General features: G+C 58.8%; 14 protein-coding genes. All 14 read right to left on the bottom strand.

All coding sequences use genetic code 11. The features are described from left to right. Window positions 1–42 precede the first annotated feature (42 nt). The 14 genes from K6142_RS13060 to K6142_RS13125 all read right to left on the bottom strand — a co-directional run bounded on the left by K6142_RS13060 (window position 43) and on the right by K6142_RS13125 (window position 15,814). Window positions 43–1,083 carry a hypothetical protein gene (locus K6142_RS13060; RefSeq protein WP_167123738.1) on the bottom strand — a complete coding sequence of 347 codons (1,041 nt, stop codon included), beginning with the start codon at window positions 1,081–1,083 and terminating at the stop codon, window positions 43–45. Next, window positions 1,080–2,252: a tyrosine-type recombinase/integrase gene (locus K6142_RS13065; RefSeq protein WP_223380894.1), complete on the bottom strand. Its 1,173-nt coding sequence runs from the start codon at window positions 2,250–2,252 to the stop codon at window positions 1,080–1,082. The genes K6142_RS13060 and K6142_RS13065 overlap by 4 nt, the downstream gene beginning before the upstream one ends. 768 nt (window positions 2,253–3,020) lie before the next feature. Then, window positions 3,021–3,317 (bottom strand): helix-turn-helix transcriptional regulator, encoded by a 297-nt coding sequence (locus K6142_RS13070; RefSeq protein WP_223290207.1) that lies wholly within the window; start codon window positions 3,315–3,317, stop codon window positions 3,021–3,023. Between the two features lie 104 nt (window positions 3,318–3,421). Further along, the gene (locus K6142_RS13075) at window positions 3,422–5,044 is read right to left on the bottom strand and encodes a sigma 54-interacting transcriptional regulator (RefSeq protein ID WP_190243608.1); all 1,623 of its coding nucleotides are present in this window, start codon (window positions 5,042–5,044) and stop codon (window positions 3,422–3,424) included. A 721-nt stretch (window positions 5,045–5,765) separates the two neighbouring features. Next, complete coding sequence (locus K6142_RS13080; RefSeq protein WP_223380895.1) at window positions 5,766–6,929, bottom strand: UxaA family hydrolase; 1,164 nt, start codon at window positions 6,927–6,929, stop codon at window positions 5,766–5,768. 4 nt (window positions 6,930–6,933) lie between these two features. Further along, on the bottom strand, window positions 6,934–7,218 hold the full coding sequence (locus tag K6142_RS13085; RefSeq protein WP_190243606.1) for a UxaA family hydrolase: 285 nt from the start codon (window positions 7,216–7,218) through the stop codon (window positions 6,934–6,936). A gap of 62 nt (window positions 7,219–7,280) precedes the next feature. Further along, window positions 7,281–7,874 carry a FumA C-terminus/TtdB family hydratase beta subunit gene (locus K6142_RS13090; RefSeq protein ID WP_190243605.1) on the bottom strand — a complete coding sequence of 198 codons (594 nt, stop codon included), beginning with the start codon at window positions 7,872–7,874 and terminating at the stop codon, window positions 7,281–7,283. Window positions 7,875–7,883: 9 nt separating this feature from the next. After that, window positions 7,884–8,765: a fumarate hydratase gene (locus K6142_RS13095; RefSeq protein WP_190243604.1), complete on the bottom strand. Its 882-nt coding sequence runs from the start codon at window positions 8,763–8,765 to the stop codon at window positions 7,884–7,886. A 29-nt stretch (window positions 8,766–8,794) separates the two neighbouring features. Continuing rightward, window positions 8,795–10,231, bottom strand: coding sequence for a cytochrome b N-terminal domain-containing protein (locus K6142_RS13100; RefSeq protein ID WP_190243603.1), 1,437 nt, complete (start codon window positions 10,229–10,231; stop codon window positions 8,795–8,797). Beyond that, window positions 10,231–11,601, bottom strand: coding sequence for a 2Fe-2S iron-sulfur cluster-binding protein (locus K6142_RS13105; RefSeq protein WP_190243602.1), 1,371 nt, complete (start codon window positions 11,599–11,601; stop codon window positions 10,231–10,233). The genes K6142_RS13100 and K6142_RS13105 overlap by 1 nt, the downstream gene beginning before the upstream one ends. Window positions 11,602–11,613: 12 nt before the next feature. Continuing rightward, window positions 11,614–11,952 carry a succinate dehydrogenase gene (locus tag K6142_RS13110; RefSeq protein ID WP_190243601.1) on the bottom strand — a complete coding sequence of 113 codons (339 nt, stop codon included), beginning with the start codon at window positions 11,950–11,952 and terminating at the stop codon, window positions 11,614–11,616. A 44-nt stretch (window positions 11,953–11,996) separates the two neighbouring features. Then, window positions 11,997–13,718: an L-aspartate oxidase gene (locus K6142_RS13115; RefSeq protein WP_190243615.1), complete on the bottom strand. Its 1,722-nt coding sequence runs from the start codon at window positions 13,716–13,718 to the stop codon at window positions 11,997–11,999. A 661-nt stretch (window positions 13,719–14,379) separates the two neighbouring features. Next, complete coding sequence (locus K6142_RS13120; RefSeq protein ID WP_190243600.1) at window positions 14,380–14,538, bottom strand: hypothetical protein; 159 nt, start codon at window positions 14,536–14,538, stop codon at window positions 14,380–14,382. A gap of 37 nt (window positions 14,539–14,575) precedes the next feature. Continuing rightward, entirely contained in the window at window positions 14,576–15,814 is a 1,239-nt protein-coding gene (locus tag K6142_RS13125; RefSeq protein WP_190243599.1) for a cation:dicarboxylate symporter family transporter, read from the bottom strand. Between the last annotated feature and the right edge of the window lie 108 nt (window positions 15,815–15,922).

Here is a 15,922-nt window from a genome sequence, read left to right on the forward strand (position 1 = left end):
TCTGTGTTTTGTCGTTTGTTCGCTTTTGTTGAATCGTTTTTTTTATTCCTTTGAAGTGGCAAGCCTGCCTTTTTTGATGGATTTATCTGTTGCGTCGTACGTATGTTGTGCCAGATTGTAACATTCGCTGAAGTAATCACATTTTTTTGAGAGGTTAAGGCAGGAGTCTTTCTCACATATAGCAGTCTTTCTGCGCGACTTGATAGTCTTTTGTGTCTCGATAAATGCTTCGGTTTTATTCATTTTCTTGAAGTTTATGTTGTCCCAGAGTACGAGCGAAAATAATCGGTTAGATATTTCGGCCTCTACTTCTTTAAGTTTTGTAGTGTTGAAGAACGTATTGAAGTAGTGGCGTGTTATTGTGTCATCGTTTGTGTGTTTCTGTGGATTGTGCTCGTAGGCGATCATCGAAAGGGTTGACTTGATTCTGTTGAGAACGTCATCGTAATGCTGGTCGAGTTCCTCAAAATCAATAAAAAAGCATAGGTGTTGCAGTGCTTTGCTTTTATCTGCAAGGGGTGTGTTATACGTTTCTTCTATTGATGCCCATAATGGCATCCAGTTGATATTGAGGAAGAATTCTTTTTTGGGGAATATTGGTTCTATGGAGGCCGTGATGTTTTTTTCGCTGATGGCAAGCATAGAGTATTCCTTGTTACGGAAAGTGTCTGCGTGCGTAGCGTATACTCCGTGCTCAAGGGATATTTTTGATAGGCCGCTTATTAATGCTTCGTTTGCTTTGTTAGATATGTATTCATTGTATACGTCCATGAATTTCCAGTGTTTGTCGAAATCGTCGCCATGCGCATGGTCCATCACTCGTCGTAAAAGCGCTTGATTGTATATGTCCATATCTTCATTGTCTTTATCCATAAAGGTGTAATATTCTACAAATGCGTCTGCAGAATGTTCGGTGTAAAGTTCTCCAAGTGTGTTTTGTAGGTCAGTCTTCAGCGCCGGGAGGAGTGATAAATGTTCTTCATATTTAGGGTTTGTAACGATGTGCCTGAGTGCGTATTCGTTGTTGAAGAAGGCAGAAAGTTTTAAGCGATATCCTCCTAGGTCCGCATTTTGTTTTTTCATGGCTTTTTTATCTCCGTGTCTGTGGGACGGTTGAGTGCGTGGGCTATGGTTTGTGTTGCGGCTTCCGCAGCCCTTTTAAGCGCATCGTCTCTGAGGTGGGCATAGCGCTGTGTCATGGCAGGACTTTTATGAGTCATTAACTTCTGCAGTTCGTACATGCTGACTTTTCCAGAGCTTGCCAACATGCTTGCATACACGTGTCGTAGACCGTGAAATGGACGAAAGTCCTCTGGGAGGCCCGCTTCTTTTTTGATTGCGTCGGCCTGCTTCCGGATATCAACCAGTCTTCCACCACCTTTGCCTGGAAAAACGTAAGTGCTGATCAAGCGCGGAATCGACATTAGCACTTCGCGTGCGAGGTCGTTGAGGGGGATGCGCTCGGATTGTCCGGACTTCGCTCCCCTGCCATCATCGTTCCCAACAAGATTGATGAAACCTCGTTCCCAGTCAATATGCTCCCATTTTAGGCTGAACATTTCTCCTCTGCGCATGCCAGTGTATAGGGCGAGCAGCATCATGTTGCCAGCCTTTTTGTGCCTTGTATTCGCAATAGCTTCAAGAAGCGAAATCAGTTGCCCCGGTGAGAGGTCTTCGGTTCTTTCATTGTTAAGGCGCGGCATTTCGAACTGAACAGCAATTTGTGATTGAAGTATCAATCCTTTTTTGGCGCCAAATGATATAATTCGACGTAGTAGTTCCAGAATGTTCCTAATTGTTCCGGGCTTCTTTCCGGATTTTGTAAGTGCCAGGCGTAGGTTGTCGACATGTGTCGTTGTGATCTCTGCAGGCTTCAGGCTCTTAAAGGCGTTCAGGTGGACAGTGAACCTGTTCTGGTCGGTTGTAAGTCCTTTGAGGTTTTCATTCCGGTGTTTGTACTCTTCCCAAAGGCTATGGATTGTCCACTCTTTGGTGGAAAGGGCGCTTTTTTCCGCTTCACGGGTCTCTTTTCGGGTGAGGCGTTTGCCTTCAAGTAGTTGGCCGCGGATTATCGAGGCTCTGGCCGGGGTCATGTCGTCGGCGTATTGTCGGCCAACCTTTGTTTCGATGAGCTTTCCATCTCGTTTATAAACTGCGTAGTATACGCGCTCAATACCGTTGCCGCCTGTTCGTATGGTTTCACGGTAATAAACGCCTGGGTAGGCCGTCTTGATTCGCTTCGAGGGTGGCATGCTTCCTTCCTTGGTAGATGGGGTTGGGTGGTGGTATTTTCCAACCCTATTTCCATCCTGTAAAGCAAAATCCAACCAAATTTCCAACCGGGGAGCTCATGCTAGTGACTAATCAGAAGCAAAGGGTACAAAAAAATCCTTTGAATATTAGCAATGTAATTTGCTAAACAGTGTTTTGTTTTGTGTGGTTTGCTGCGAAACTCTTGGGCTCATAACCCGAAGGTCGTCGGTTCAAATCCGGCCCCCGCAACCAGTAAATAAAGGCTCTTACGGAGAACGTCCGTAAGGGCCTTTTGTTTTTTTCAGCCCTATTTCAACGTTGGGATGGCTACTCGAAATCCTGCAATAGCAAAACCAGGGAGGCGTTCAGATTGGCACAACGGGTGGCGCATGTTCGTGGGCCGTTGGCCCCTGTGCCGCAATGCGTTTGAAGAAAATTTGGTGCCGAGCCTGTCGCGCGGCGTTTTGAACTCGTTTGGAAGAAGCGCGCAGAAGAGTGTGCGCCGATTGGCACGGTTCATCACAGGCATGGAAGAAAAACGGGCGCCCCCTTCAGGCCGCCCGTTTGTGTTTTGCCTGTGTTCTGCGTTTGCTGTCTAGGCAGGGCAAAATGCGATGATGAATCCTGCGCGATTCTGCCGCGTCTGCGCGGCATTCTGCGTCAATTCAGCTCGCGTCCATCCCTGGATACTCTACCTATGATGGCGATTTCGTTATGTAAGTAGTTGGGTGTGTTCGTTTTGATCAGTGGAGAGTCGGGGGGTAGCTCTACAGGATGACCTTGCCCGGCACGTCGTTCACGCGCTTGAGGCAGGCGACATCCTCGACGCCCACGGCGTAAACCTTGCCCGCCCTTGGTTCCCGTTGGCTTTGGTCAATCAGGACCCCATCGCCATTGAGCGCAACGGGTCCATGCGCTCGCCATCCACGAGCATCAGGACCATGCAGGACGGTGCGCCTTCGCAGCAGGAAGTCGGTACGGAATGCGTAACGGCGTTCAATGCCACCAGCTGTCTCGAAGGAACCCGTGCCCGCACTCGGTCGCGCCTCGGCCATGGGCATCATGACCGGTTCGCAGTCCGCGTTTGTTCTCGTGGGCTTGACCTGAAGCGGATGTGTTGCGTGCGTTGCCTGTTGCGCGGCTGTGTGAGTGCGTTGCCCGGACGCTGCTAGGGGGCTTTGCTGGTGAAGGCAGCCGCAAGGTTTGCGACGCTGTGTGTATACCGGTTGATTTCGATACCGTGCTTCTTGAGCTTGTAGAGCAACGTTGAGCGCGGCAGGCCAAGCAGCGTGGCAGCGCCTTTCTTTCCACTGATCACGCCGTTGGTCAGGGTCAGCACCCGTTCAAGGACTTGCCGTTCGGTATCCGCCAGGGAATAGCCGCATGTCACCGAGGGAGGAGATGGCAGGGGGGCGGCGGGCACGTCGCGAACGCTCGGAAGGTGCGTCTCCTGTTGGAGCAGCGGAGTAATCATGTCTGGCTGTATTTCGCCTCCGTAGTTGAGGATCAGCAGCCGCTTGACCATGTTGGAAAGCTCGCGCAGGTTTCCCGGCCAATGATACTCTTCCAGCAGGTGCAGCGCGGAGCGGGAGAAGGTGATTGGCAGGCACTGCATGTCTTCTGTAAGAATGCCGACGAGGTGCTGCAGCAGCGCGCGCAGCTCTCCGACACGTTCTCGCAGGGGGGGGATGTTGATAATGGCCGTTCCGAGTCTGTAATACAGGTCGCTTCGGAACTGGCCACCCTGTATCAACGCACCGAGGTCGGCGTTTGTAGCGGAAATGAAGCGTACGTTTACCCGGATGGAGCGGCTCTCGCCGACTCGCTCGAAGCTGGAATCTTGCAGCACTTGCAGCAGCTTTGCCTGGAGTATCTTGTCCAGATCGCCAATCTCATCCAGGAATATGCTTCCCTTGTCCGCCATTTCGAAGCGTCCCACGCGCTGACTGTTGGCGCCCGTGAAGGCGCCTTTGGCGTGACCAAAAAGTTCGCTTTCGAACAGAGTGGAGGATAGGGCTGGGCAGTTGACCTTGACGAAGTTGTTGCTTTTTCGAGTGCTGTGCCGGTGAATGATGTGGGCGATGAATTCCTTGCCCGTGCCTGTCTCGCCGCGTATCAGGACCGGCACGTTGCTTGAGGCCAGAAGCTGCGCCTGTTGCATGACGGTACGCATGCTCTCGCACCGGTAGAAAAAACGCGGTTCAGAGTAGCTTGCCTCTTCCGGATAGAGCAGGTCGCCCACGCGCTGCTTCAGTTCCGTATTTATTTTCTGGAGTTTTGCATGGGCAAGCATGTTGTCCACGGCCAGGGCCACCTGCACGGATATCTTTTCCAGAAACGCCACCAGGACCGTGTCGTCGTCGCGCAGCAGCGGGCGTTTGAAGGAAACAACCAGTGCGCCGATGGGCTGGGAGCGGCTCATGAGCGGCAGGGCGATGGCCGAACGCAAACCAGCATCATGCATGCTGCGTATTGCGTCGAATGAAGAAAAATTCTTGATGTCCCAGGCGACGAACGTGGACTTTGCGTGGATAGCCTTATGGGCCAAAGGCCCCCGCTGAGGGGTTGGAATATCGTCCATGCATGTGACAGCAATCCCTTCTGCACGTGCGAACCATTCCAGCGTTCCGTTTTCTGCATTATAGATGCTGAGACTGCATCGGTCGCAATTGACCAAGGGCTGCAGTGTAGCTACGAGACTCTGAAAAAGACCGTCTTGGGTGACTTCGCGAACAAGAATGTTGTTAATCAGCAGCAGGGCTTGATAGAACCTGTCAGGAATGTCACTCATCGTTCCCTCGCCTATGTTGCATGAAGGGTACGCGTATGGGTTTGCATTCGTGGAGCCGTTCGTTCCGGCCCCGCTCATGGTCTAAATCACTCTTATTTGATATTGTATATTCTTGATATGATGGACTTGCGGTGCCCGAGGGCTTCGGCAGATGTGCGTCTACCGTTGCATGCGCAAATCATCATGTCAATGAACCTGACCCCAGCGGGACCGAGGTGGAACTCGCGGCGCAGTTGGCCGAGGCATCCACGTCAAAGTGCTCACTCATGGTACGCAGCGTGCGGAGTGGACACCGTTTGCTCCCGGCAGGATTGGGTTGCCGGCGTTGGTTCCGTCCCTGAACACGCTGTCGCTGGCGGAAATGTCCTTCAGCCCGGCATGTGGCCGATCGGGGTATCGTTGTGCGCCTTGAGGGCGATGGTCCAGTCTTCGGCCATCAACCCGCGGTCATGTCATGGCTGGCCTTGACGCTTTCAACAACCACGCCCCCTTGAATCGTGGTCAGGCACTGCGAGGCATGCGGGGCCACGAGGCGCCTGGGGCACTGGCGTGTGGGGTAGACTGCGGCACGCGCGCGGGTCATGCCCGGCGGGCGGGTCGGGCATGCGCTCCTCCCGGTGAACCTTGAGGTAACGCCCAAGGACACCGGGCATGCGCACGTGCCGCAGGGGGTGCCTCCTTGCGGCGAGGTGCGCCGCAAGGAGGGGGAGGCGTCTGTGGGCTAGGCGCTTTCGTACAGGCGGGTCAGGACGAATTCGCGATGGCCCAGCACTTCAGCGGACGTGTTGCGCCCGTTGGCGGTGCGGATGGCCATGTCGAGCAGCTTGTCGCCCGCGCCGTCCATGGTCAGTTCCTTGCGCAGGATGCCGGAGACATCCACGTCGACATGTTCGCTCATGGTGCGCACGGTGCGCGGGTTGGCGCACAGCTTCACCACGGGAAGGATGGGGTTGCCGATGACGTTGCCCTGCCCGGTGGGGAACAGGTGCACCACGTACCCGGCAGCGGCGCACAAGGTCACCATTTCGGCGGCGGCGGAAGAGGAGTCCATGAACCACAGGCCGGGGCCGGTGGGGGCTTCGGCCTTGTCCAGGCAGCCCACGACCGGAGCCTTGCGGCCGATCTTCTGGATGTTGCCGAGCGCCTTTTCCTCGATGGTGGTCAGGCCGCCCTCGATGTTGCCCTTGGTGGGCTGGGAGTCGGAAAGGTCGTCGGTCTTGTGGTCGTCCACGAGCTTGGCGTAGCGGTCGAAGAAGAACTGGAACTTGTTGCGTACCTCTTCGGTCGCGCAGCGCGCGGCCACCAGGTGCTCGCCGCCGGTGAGTTCGGTGGTTTCACCGAACAGCAGCGTGCAGCCCTTTTCGTACAGCTTGTCGAAGGTGTTGCCCACGGTGGGGTTGGAGGCGATGCCCGAGGTGGTGTCGGATTCGCCGCACTTGGTGGACACCCACAGGTCGCTCAACGGACATTCCACGCGCTGCAGCTCGGTGGCCCAGTGCATGAATTCCTTGGCCTTGCGCGAGGCGTTGCAGATGGTGTTGTGGTCGCCGTTCTGCTCGATGGAGAAGCCCGCAACCGGCTTGCCGGTCTTGGCGATGCCTTCCACGATGCGGTTGGTCCACTGCGGCTCGATGCCGATGACCACGACCGCGGCAACGTTGGGGTTGCTGCCCACGCCGATCAGCGTGCGGAAGTGCAGGTCGAGGTCTTCACCAAATTGCAGGCGCCCATAGGGGTGCGGCAGGGCCAGGGTGCCTTTCACATTGTTGGTCACCGCTTCGGAAGCGGCGTTGGAAAGGTCGTCCAGGGGAAGGATGACCACATGGTTGCGAACGCCCACGCGGCCGTTTTCGCGGCGGTAGCCGAGGAAGGTTTCAGCAGTCATTTTCCTACCACCTCTTGGTCTTTACGTTGTGAACATGCAGGTGTTCGCCCTTCTTGATGGGAGCGACCACCTTGCCGATGTCGGTGCCGTACTTGATCACGGTGTCGCCGACGGAAAGATCCTTCAGGGCCAGCTTGTGGCCGATCGGGGTATCATTGAGCACCTTGAAGGTGATGGTACGGTCTTCGGCCATCACCCAGCCGGTCAGGTCCTGACCGGCCTTGACGCCTTCAACAACCACGACGCCGACGGAATCGCCGTCTTCGTGCACCAGAAACTGAATGGACATGAGTTCCTCCTTGAAGGGTTGATCAGTTGCATTTTGACGGCTGGGACCGTGGCGTGTCGCCCCTAGGCCACACCGAGTTTGGCATAGATGTCCGGCAGCCTGCGTTTGGCTTCCTCGGCGACTTCGTCGTAGAGGTGCCGCCCGTGGCTATCCATGGCCACGGTCAGGGGGCCGAAGTTCTTCACCCGGAAGCGGTACAGGGCTTCGGGGTGCAGATGTTCGAAGTAAACGGCCTCGACTTCCTCGATCTGTTCCGTTTCCAGCGCTGCGGCCCCGCCGACGATGGCCAGGTACACCGCCCCGTACATGCGCATGGCGTCCAGGCTGCCTTGATACAGGCCGCCCTTGCCGATGATGGCCCGCACCCCGTAGGTGCCGATCAGCCCCGGCGTGAAGCGGTCCATGCGCGTGCTGGTGGTGGTGCCAACGCAGATCTTTTCCCATTTGCCGTCCACGTTGCGCAGGCTGGGGGCGGTGTGGATGCAGGGCATGCCTTCAAGGCTGACCGGGGGCGTGTGCCCCTGGTCGAAGATGTAGATCTGCGTCAGGTCGCGGATGCCGAACAGCGGACCGTCGAAGTAGACCACATCGCCAGCGTGCAGCGCGCGGATGTCCGCTTCGGAAAACGGGGAGGTGAGATGGTGCGTGGTGCTCATGACTGTCTCCTAGTACCCGTATGTCGTGGTGCCATCAGGCAGGATGACTGCTCGCGCCCGCCGGGCAGGCCAGCATTGGGTGTTCACGGCCACGGGGTTCTGGGTGATGTGGGTGTAGGCGTACTCAATGTGCACGGCCAGGCAGGACACGTCGCCGCCAAGCCCCATGGGGCCGCGCCCCGTGGCGTTGATGGCCTCTTCCAGCTCCTCCTCCATCTCCGCGATCTGTGGATCGGGGTGGCGCTGTCCCACCGGACGGCAGATGGCGTCCTTGGCCAGCCGCATCACAAGGTCGGACGTGCCGCCCAGCCCCACGCCGATGACGCCGGGGGGGCAGGGATTGGCGGCGCTTTCCACCACGGTGTCCAGGATGAACTTCTTGACCGCCTTGATCCCGTGCTGGGGGTAGAACATCTGCATCTTGCTCATGTTCTCCGAGCCGGAGCCCTTGGGCACCATCAAGATGTCCAGCGCGTCGCTGTCTTCGACGAAATCCCAGTAGATGACGGGCAGACCGGGCCCGACCGAGGTCTGGGGATTGACCCGGGTGATCGTGTGCGTGGAACTGCTGCGGAAGGGGAATTCCTGGGTGGCCCGCCGCGCCCCTTCGTAGAGGCAGTTCTTGATGGCGGCACCGTTCCAGGGGAATCGCGAACCGACCCGCACCTTGTAGATGGGCAGGCCCGTGTCTTGGCAGAGCAGGGTCTTTTTCTGGTCAGCGATGTCGATGGCCTTGAACATGGCCTCGAAAATGGCGCGGGCGGTGGGGACGGTCTCGCGGTCGTGGGCCTTGTGCAGGGCAACCCGCACGTCCGGCGGCAGGTCGCACAGGGCCTTGATGTAGCTCTGCTTGGCCGCCTCTTCCACAATGCGATAGTCGAATGAAGACATGTGCCAACTCCTTGTGTTGGACGCTGCGGTCAGCGGGTGGCTGGGGGATTGGTCAGCGTGTCGGGAATGCTGGTGCGGACGTCTTCGGTGCGCATGGGCACCGGTGCTCCCCGGCTGGGGTCGACGGCCAGCAGGAACGCGGCGAGGGCTTTCAGTTCCTCGGGGCGAAGGGCATAGGCAGGCATGGAGCTGGAGGACATCTTGGACTTGGGATCCTTGATGTACGCGGCAAGATAATCGGCCGAACGCCCCTTGGCGCGCATGTTGGACATGTCGGGCCCGGTCCGATGTCCGCCTTGCCCCTGGATGTTGTGGCAGTACGAGCATTCGCGTTCAACGTAGACGCGCAGGCCCTGGCGAACCTCTTCCGACATGGCGCCGGGAGGGGTGAGCACGACCTTGTTGTAGGGCGCGGCCTCGGAATAGGCCTGGCCGGTCAGGTAGACGACGCAGATGATGAAGGTCAGGCCGATGCTCATGGATACCGGCCGGTTGGTCAGCCCCTTCATGCGGCTTTCGCTCATGAAGGGCACGCACAGCATCAGCAGCGCGCCGCCCACGGGAATGACCAGGCTGCCCACAGCTTCCCATATGCCGGTGAAGTAGGTCAGCAGCTGGAATATCCACATGTAGTACCATTCAGGCCGGGGCAGGTAGTCGGCGATGAAGGTGCCTGCCTTGTCCTCCAGCGGCGCGGGGGCCGTGATCGACAGCGCAAGCAGGGCGCAGAACAGGATGCCGAAGGCGATGGCCGTGCGGTGCATGTGCTCGGGAAAGAAGCGGTAGGGCGCGCTGCCTTCTGCCGGGGGCGGCAGAGGCTCGCCGCCTACCCTTTCACGCGGATCGGAGAGGTTGTGCAGGCGAATGAGATAGATGTGCACAGCCAGAAAGAGCAGCAGCAGGGCGGGAAGCAGCAGGGTGTGGATGGAGTGGAAACGCGTCAGGGTGAACCCCGACATCCCGTCCCCGCCCAGGATGAAGTGGGTGATGGCGTTGCCCACCAGCGGGTACTGGCTGGGAATGTTGGCCCCCACCACGGTTGCCCAGTAGGCTTTCATGTCCCACGGCAGCAGGTAGCCGGTGAAGCCGAGGCCCAGCGTCACCAGAAACAGGCAGGCCCCGGTGATCCATGTGCCCTGGCGCGGATGCACGTATGCGCCGTGGAAATAGGTAACCATCTGGTGCACGAACACCAGCAGCACCATGGTGCCCGCTCCCCAGTGATGCAGGCCGCGGAGCAGTTGCCCGGCGGGAACCTCGTTCGAGATGTAGCGGACGGACTGCCACGCCTTGTCCGGGGATGGCACGTAGTAGAAGGCCAGCACGATGCCCGTGACCACCATCAGTAGAAAGACCAGGGCGCACAGCGTGCCCAGAACGGCGGTCCAGCCCGTGCCGTCCGGCAGCCTCTTGTAGAGGAAGGGCTTGAGATGCGTTTCCCATCCGATATGTTTGCTGATGTTCATTACACCACCTCGACCTTGAGTATTCCGTCCTCGATCTTCCAGGGCAGGCGATTCAGCCCCTTGGGCGGCGGGCCAGCGATGACATTGCCGTCCCTGTCAAACGCCCCGCCGTGGCAGGCGCACTTGAAGCGAGAGGACAGCGGGTCCCAACTGACGGCGCAGCCAAGGTGCGGACAGGAATTGCCGAAGCAGAGCACCTGGCCGGGGGCGTCGTGCCGGACCAGCACGCTGGTCTGCACCTGTTCGCTGTGGAAGGCCTGTCTGCGCGTGTAGCCGAGCGGCAGGGTGCTGATGTCGCCCACGGGGATGTCCTTGAGCGGGGCCACCGGCACCCATTGCGCCGGGGTGCGGCCCATGGTCGGCGCCAGGGCCGCAGTGCCCAGGATGCCGCCGAGCACGGCAACGGTCCCTGCGCCCACGGCGGCCGTCAGGAATGAGCGGCGAGAGGCGCAGACCGTTCCCGGATCGCTGGGAGGGCATGCCGTTGCGTCGGGTGAAGCCGCCGTCGGGGTCGGTGCCGCAGGCGCGGCATGGTGCCCCCCGCAGGAGCAGCCTGTAGAACTTGCCCCTGCCGCTGCGGCTTTCACGCCAGCCTTCGCGGGATCCTTCGCCTTGTCCTCTGCCGGATGGGCGGGAAGGGGCTTGAGGGATTTCAGGTGCTTCAGCGCCAGGCGCTGGATGTACTTGATGGCCCGGGTTCCGCTGATTTGCTTGGGGCAGACTTCCGTACAGTTGAACTCGGTGCGACAGGCGTAGCAGGAGTCCAGCGCCCGGGTCAGGCGGGCCTCGAACAGCCCGTCGCGCTCGTCGGCCAGAAGGGTGAACGCGCGGTTGAGGGCGGCAGGCCCCGCGTACCCCGCGTGGTGATTGACCATGGTGCAGCTCGAAACACAGCAGCCGCAGGCTATGCAGTCCGTGGCCATGCCGATGTCGACGCGCGCCTTGTCGTCCGGCTTGATGACATAGGGTTCGTCGTGCGCCTTGGCGGGCTCGAAGAACGGCAAGGCGTCCTCGTACTTGGCGAAGAACGGCTCCATATCAACCACAAGGTCCTTGATTACGGGAAAGTGGTTGAGGGGGCGGATGGTGATGTCCTGCGCAGGGGGCAGGTGGGCGACGTTGGTCTTGCAGGCCAGGGCCTCGCGCCCGTTGATGACCATGCCGCAGGAGCCGCACATGTTGACGCGGCAGGCGAAGCGGAAGGATATGCTCGGGTCCTGCTCTCGCTGAAGGCGCAGCAGCACGTCGAGTATCGTGGTGGTCTCCGGCGCGGGGATGTCCAGCGTGTAGGTATCGAAATGCCCATCCCCGCCCTTGGCCGGGTCGTAGCGGAACACCCTGACGGTGCGGGTCGTTGGTTGAGATGTCATGATGGCCTCCGGTTAGTAGATGATGCCCCAGATGAGCAGCACCAAGGCAAGGCCTATGCCGGGCAACCAGTAGACGAGGTTCCGCTGTCGCTTGATGTCCGCCAGATTGAAGTCAAGCAGGATGACTCGCAGCCCCAGCGCTGCGTGAAGCGCCACAGCGACCAGCAGCATGAACTGGAGAAACGGCTTGTAGGTGAAGAAGAGGTGCAATGTAAGGAATATGACAATGAGCACTGCGCTGAAGCGCTGTATCAGCCATGCCCACATGCCGACATGTGTGCGCTCTCTCCGATACGGATCAAGGTCTCCCCATTGCAGTGGTGCGCGGTACTCGAACTTGCTCTGTTCCATGTTTTTTTCTCCGAAGTGTGCTGCGTTGATATGTCGAGCAGGAATCACTTTTTCCATTTCTGACAGGCTTCAAGCGACTTGTGCGTAAATTCGACGGGTTTCTTTTCCGTGACGGGCATGCCATCTTCGCCGCGCCAGAGGAATGTGTTGAACAATCCGTAGTCGTCGCGCTGCTCGGGAAAGTCCAGTCTGGTATGTGCACCACGCGTTTCATCACGCAGCAATGCCGATGTCGCGGCCATGATAGACACGTCGATCATGCTGCGCGTATCAAGCCATACGTTGTAGATCATGTTGCAGGCATTGCTCTCGGAAACGGAAGCTCGTTCCACATCGTCGCCCAGGCTGCGGAATATGGGGATGGCTTCTTCCATGTCCTTCTTGTTGCGGATGATGCCCACCTTGAGCCAGTTGGTTTCCTGAATGTCGTGCCGGATTTCCAGCGGACTCCGCCCGCCGGTGCGCAGCAGAGGCTCCTGCAACCGGGCAACCAGCGATTTCACAAGGCCGGGGGCGGTCTTGGTGATGCTGCGGTCTGTCGCCAGGAACCGGGCCAGGGATTTGCCCGCCAGCCGTCCGTAGACGCAGGATTCCGCGATGCCGTTGCCACCGAGTCGGTTGGCGCCGTGCACGCCCCCTGCATCCTCGCCGGCGACGAAGAGTTTGTTCAGGCTGGCCCGGCAGTCGGTGTCGATCTCCGCGCCGCCCATGAAGAAGTGGGCCGTGGGGGAGACGGGAACCCGTCCCCGCGCCAGGTCGTAGCCAAACTGTGCGCAGCGCTCGGCCATGCCCGGAAAGGCCTTGAGCACGAAGTCCGCACCCATGTGGGCTGCGTCGATGTGCACGCCGCCTTCGGGACAGGCCCGGCCCGCCATCATTTCCATGTAGGCCGAGCGGCTGACCACGTCGCGGGTGGCGCGTTCTGCCACGTCGGGGGCGTAGCGCTGCATGTAGCGTTCGCCCTCGCCGTTGTAGAGGTGAGCCCCCGCGCCTCTCAGCCCCTCTTCCAGCAAGGCGCCGGCCACAACGCTGCCTGGTACGATGAGCCCGGTGGGGTGGAACTGGATCATTTCCATGTCGCGCATGCGGGCCCCGGCCCTGTAAAGCATGGCGATGCCATCGGCGGACTTTTCCGGGCCAGGGGCATGGAAGCGGTACTGGGTGGGGCCGCCGCCCGTGGCCACCAGGGTGGCCGCAGCTTCCACGACAAGGAATTCGCAGCGGCGCATGTCGTACAGCAAGGCGCCGGTGACCGTCTTGCCGGTGGAGTCAAGCAGCAGTTCCACCGCACGGGTTTCCTCCAGCACGGGAATGCGCCGTTTGAATACCTGTTCCGTGGTGCGGCTGATGATTTCGATGCCGGTCAGGTCGCCTCTGTGCACGGTCCGGTCGAAGGATTGTCCCGCGAAGGGCTTTTGATGGACGCGTCCATCGGGAAAACGGTCGAAAAAGCACCCGCAAACGGTTTCCAGTTCCTTGACCGTCGGGGTGCCTTCTTCGACAAGTTGCTTTGCAAGGTCCTGATTGTTGATGTACTGGCCGCCCTTGAGCGTATCCATGAGATGCTTTTCGTGCGAGTCGTCAGGGCTCAGGACTACATTGAACCCACCTTGCACCATACGGCTGCATCCACCCTTACCCTTCAACGCCTTGGAGGCGATAAGGATATTCAGTGAAGGCGATGCATCATGCGCGTATATGGCGGCAAGCTCTGCCGCAGCTCCCATTCCAAGTATGAGAAGATCGACTTTGTGCGTTTGCATCATGTCCAACCGCGCTTGTTAGAATGTTATACAGTGCCTTCGCATTCTGTATGCATTCAACAGCAAGGATGGTGCCAACGGTGTTCTTGTCGTATTTATGTTGAATTGTTGACTTTAATTTTGAGTCGGCGGGGTGGCGTGGTTGGTGGTGTCCAGTATTGGACTTTTTTGACCAAGCACGGGATTGCTGACGGTAATTGGTCATCTGTGAGGGACGGGAGGGGCCGGGAGCGTTCGGAGATGGGTGGGGATGCGCCGCTGAGGACGTCTTTCGGGGCGCGCGGAAGGCGCTTCTGTCCTTGAGGGACGCGCCTGCCGCAACTGCCGGAGTGGGGTGGCGTTGCGACGGGGGTAGAGGCGTGGGGAGGGGTGGCGGAGTCTTGGTGTGGACTGGACGAGGCTAGGCAGGACCGGGCGCCTGCGGAAGGTGAGATCGGGCGGACTCGTCTGATTGAGGGGGCGAGGCGGGGGGGGGGGCTGCCGTGCGTGGGCTGGCCGGGAGCGGGCGGGTGGTGTCCCGATGGGGGGGCGATTCGAGTACGCCCGATTGTCATCCTGCGGCGGTCTGTTTTTTGGGTGGGCAGATGAAAGCCGCATGACGGCCAGGCCGGGCTGTGTGTGTCAAGGGGCACAGCCTGCCGTCATGCGGCGCAGGGAGGGGGGGTTAGTGGCTGGGTTTTTCCGCCTTCTTGGGCGGGAAGGCGAGGCAGTAGTAGGCGGCGCAGAGCACGGCGATGCCCAGGAGAACCTCGCCGGGGAAGGCGTAGTCATGCATCCACTTGAGGTACTTGAGTCCCGTCAGCGACTGGGGAGACAGAAGCATCCAGGATCCGGCCGCGAGCAGTACGTATCCGAGTGGCTTATTCATATGCGGTCTCCTCTTTGTGCATGTGTCCGGTAATCCAGTGTCCGAAATGGTCTTGCAGGAAAGCGCCGACCACGCCGTCATCCGTGGTGTTCCCGGCGGTGGAGAACATGGGGATGAGCCCGCTGAACACGGCGACGAATGTCGTGACGTAGACCCCCGTGTCAGGAGCCCCCAGCAGGACGGCAATGATGGGCGACATGAAGTACCCTGCTCCGCCCGGAATGCCGGGCGATTCCAGCCCCAGGATCATGACCGGCGGGATGAGCATCAGTATTTCGGACAAGGAGATGGGAACGCCCAGCAGTTGGGAGACGATGATGGTCACGATGAGCACGGACATGGTGCTGCAGTTCTTGTTCAGCACCGTGCCGAAGACGATGGAGACTTCCGCTATGTCTTCGTGCAGGCCCAGGTCTCGTTCCGCGGAAATGATGTTGATGGCCAGGGTGTCGTAGGAACCGCCGGTGCCGAAGCCCGTGGGCCACACCGCGCCGTAGTAGGAGAATATCTGCTTCCAGGTGCGCTTGGTAGTATACCGGCAGAGCAGGATCATCAGGCCTACCCAGGTAACGGTGACAATCATGACCCACAGCACGGCCTGGCCATAGAGCGCCAGACCATGGGCTCCGAACTTCATGGGGATGCCGATGGCGAGGCAGCCGATCATGATGGGGTAGTACCACAGCAGTTTCTTGAAGAACCACAGGATCATGTCGCCGATGGCGATGAAGCCGTGGGAGATGACCTGCAGTTTCTCGGACTTCGCACAGAACCAGCCGACCACCATGGCGCCCACCAGCGCCTGCAACAGCGGCTGTTGGGTCAGCACGTTGGCGAAGGTGTGGCCGATCTGGCTGATCCATGCCATGGGGCCGGGAACTTCCAGGCCGGGAAGGAACATGGGGATGTCAGAGAGTACGGCGATCCAGCCCGTGACGTAGACCAGCGAGACGGCGCCCATGAACAGGTATGCGCCGAAGATCAGGCCGAACAGTTTGCCCGCCTGCTCCTTGTGGTACAGCATCAGTTTGGACATGGCTGCGGCCAGCAAGTTGAAGATCAGTAGTGCCGCGAAGGTGACGATGGTCTTTGGGAAGTATGTTCCGCTGGTATGCAGGGCGCCGATGAATTCATTTTTCGGAAATAGGTATCCAAGACACAGGCCTACACACAGGTAGAGCACAACGAGAATGGGCAGCGGTATCCTTGAATAGAAATTCCCCTTCGACATGTAAGGCTCCTCATGTAAATTGTTGTTTTTGTCAATTGCTGATGCTGGATGTCCTCATGGATGTTTCGTTGATCTCCTTCTTGGTAATTATTTACGGTATACGTTCAA

The sequence above is a fragment of the Nitratidesulfovibrio sp. SRB-5 genome, assembly GCF_019931275.1.
GTDB lineage: Bacteria > Desulfobacterota > Desulfovibrionia > Desulfovibrionales > Desulfovibrionaceae > Cupidesulfovibrio.

What these genes read in the sequence shown, in the direction of transcription:
- K6142_RS13060 (WP_167123738.1), bottom strand. Translation starts at nt 1,083, where the DNA reads ATGAAAAAACAAAATGCGGACCTAGGAGGATATCGCTTAAAACTTTCT.
- K6142_RS13065 (WP_223380894.1), bottom strand. Translation starts at nt 2,252, where the DNA reads ATGCCACCCTCGAAGCGAATCAAGACGGCCTACCCAGGCGTTTATTAC.
- K6142_RS13070 (WP_223290207.1), bottom strand. Translation starts at nt 3,317, where the DNA reads ATGATGCCCATGGCCGAGGCGCGACCGAGTGCGGGCACGGGTTCCTTC.
- K6142_RS13075 (WP_190243608.1), bottom strand. Translation starts at nt 5,044, where the DNA reads ATGAGTGACATTCCTGACAGGTTCTATCAAGCCCTGCTGCTGATTAAC.
- K6142_RS13080 (WP_223380895.1), bottom strand. Translation starts at nt 6,929, where the DNA reads ATGACTGCTGAAACCTTCCTCGGCTACCGCCGCGAAAACGGCCGCGTG.
- K6142_RS13085 (WP_190243606.1), bottom strand. Translation starts at nt 7,218, where the DNA reads ATGTCCATTCAGTTTCTGGTGCACGAAGACGGCGATTCCGTCGGCGTC.
- K6142_RS13090 (WP_190243605.1), bottom strand. Translation starts at nt 7,874, where the DNA reads ATGAGCACCACGCACCATCTCACCTCCCCGTTTTCCGAAGCGGACATC.
- K6142_RS13095 (WP_190243604.1), bottom strand. Translation starts at nt 8,765, where the DNA reads ATGTCTTCATTCGACTATCGCATTGTGGAAGAGGCGGCCAAGCAGAGC.
- K6142_RS13100 (WP_190243603.1), bottom strand. Translation starts at nt 10,231, where the DNA reads ATGAACATCAGCAAACATATCGGATGGGAAACGCATCTCAAGCCCTTC.
- K6142_RS13105 (WP_190243602.1), bottom strand. Translation starts at nt 11,601, where the DNA reads ATGACATCTCAACCAACGACCCGCACCGTCAGGGTGTTCCGCTACGAC.
- K6142_RS13110 (WP_190243601.1), bottom strand. Translation starts at nt 11,952, where the DNA reads ATGGAACAGAGCAAGTTCGAGTACCGCGCACCACTGCAATGGGGAGAC.
- K6142_RS13115 (WP_190243615.1), bottom strand. Translation starts at nt 13,718, where the DNA reads ATGATGCAAACGCACAAAGTCGATCTTCTCATACTTGGAATGGGAGCT.
- K6142_RS13120 (WP_190243600.1), bottom strand. Translation starts at nt 14,538, where the DNA reads ATGCTTCTGTCTCCCCAGTCGCTGACGGGACTCAAGTACCTCAAGTGG.
- K6142_RS13125 (WP_190243599.1), bottom strand. Translation starts at nt 15,814, where the DNA reads ATGTCGAAGGGGAATTTCTATTCAAGGATACCGCTGCCCATTCTCGTT.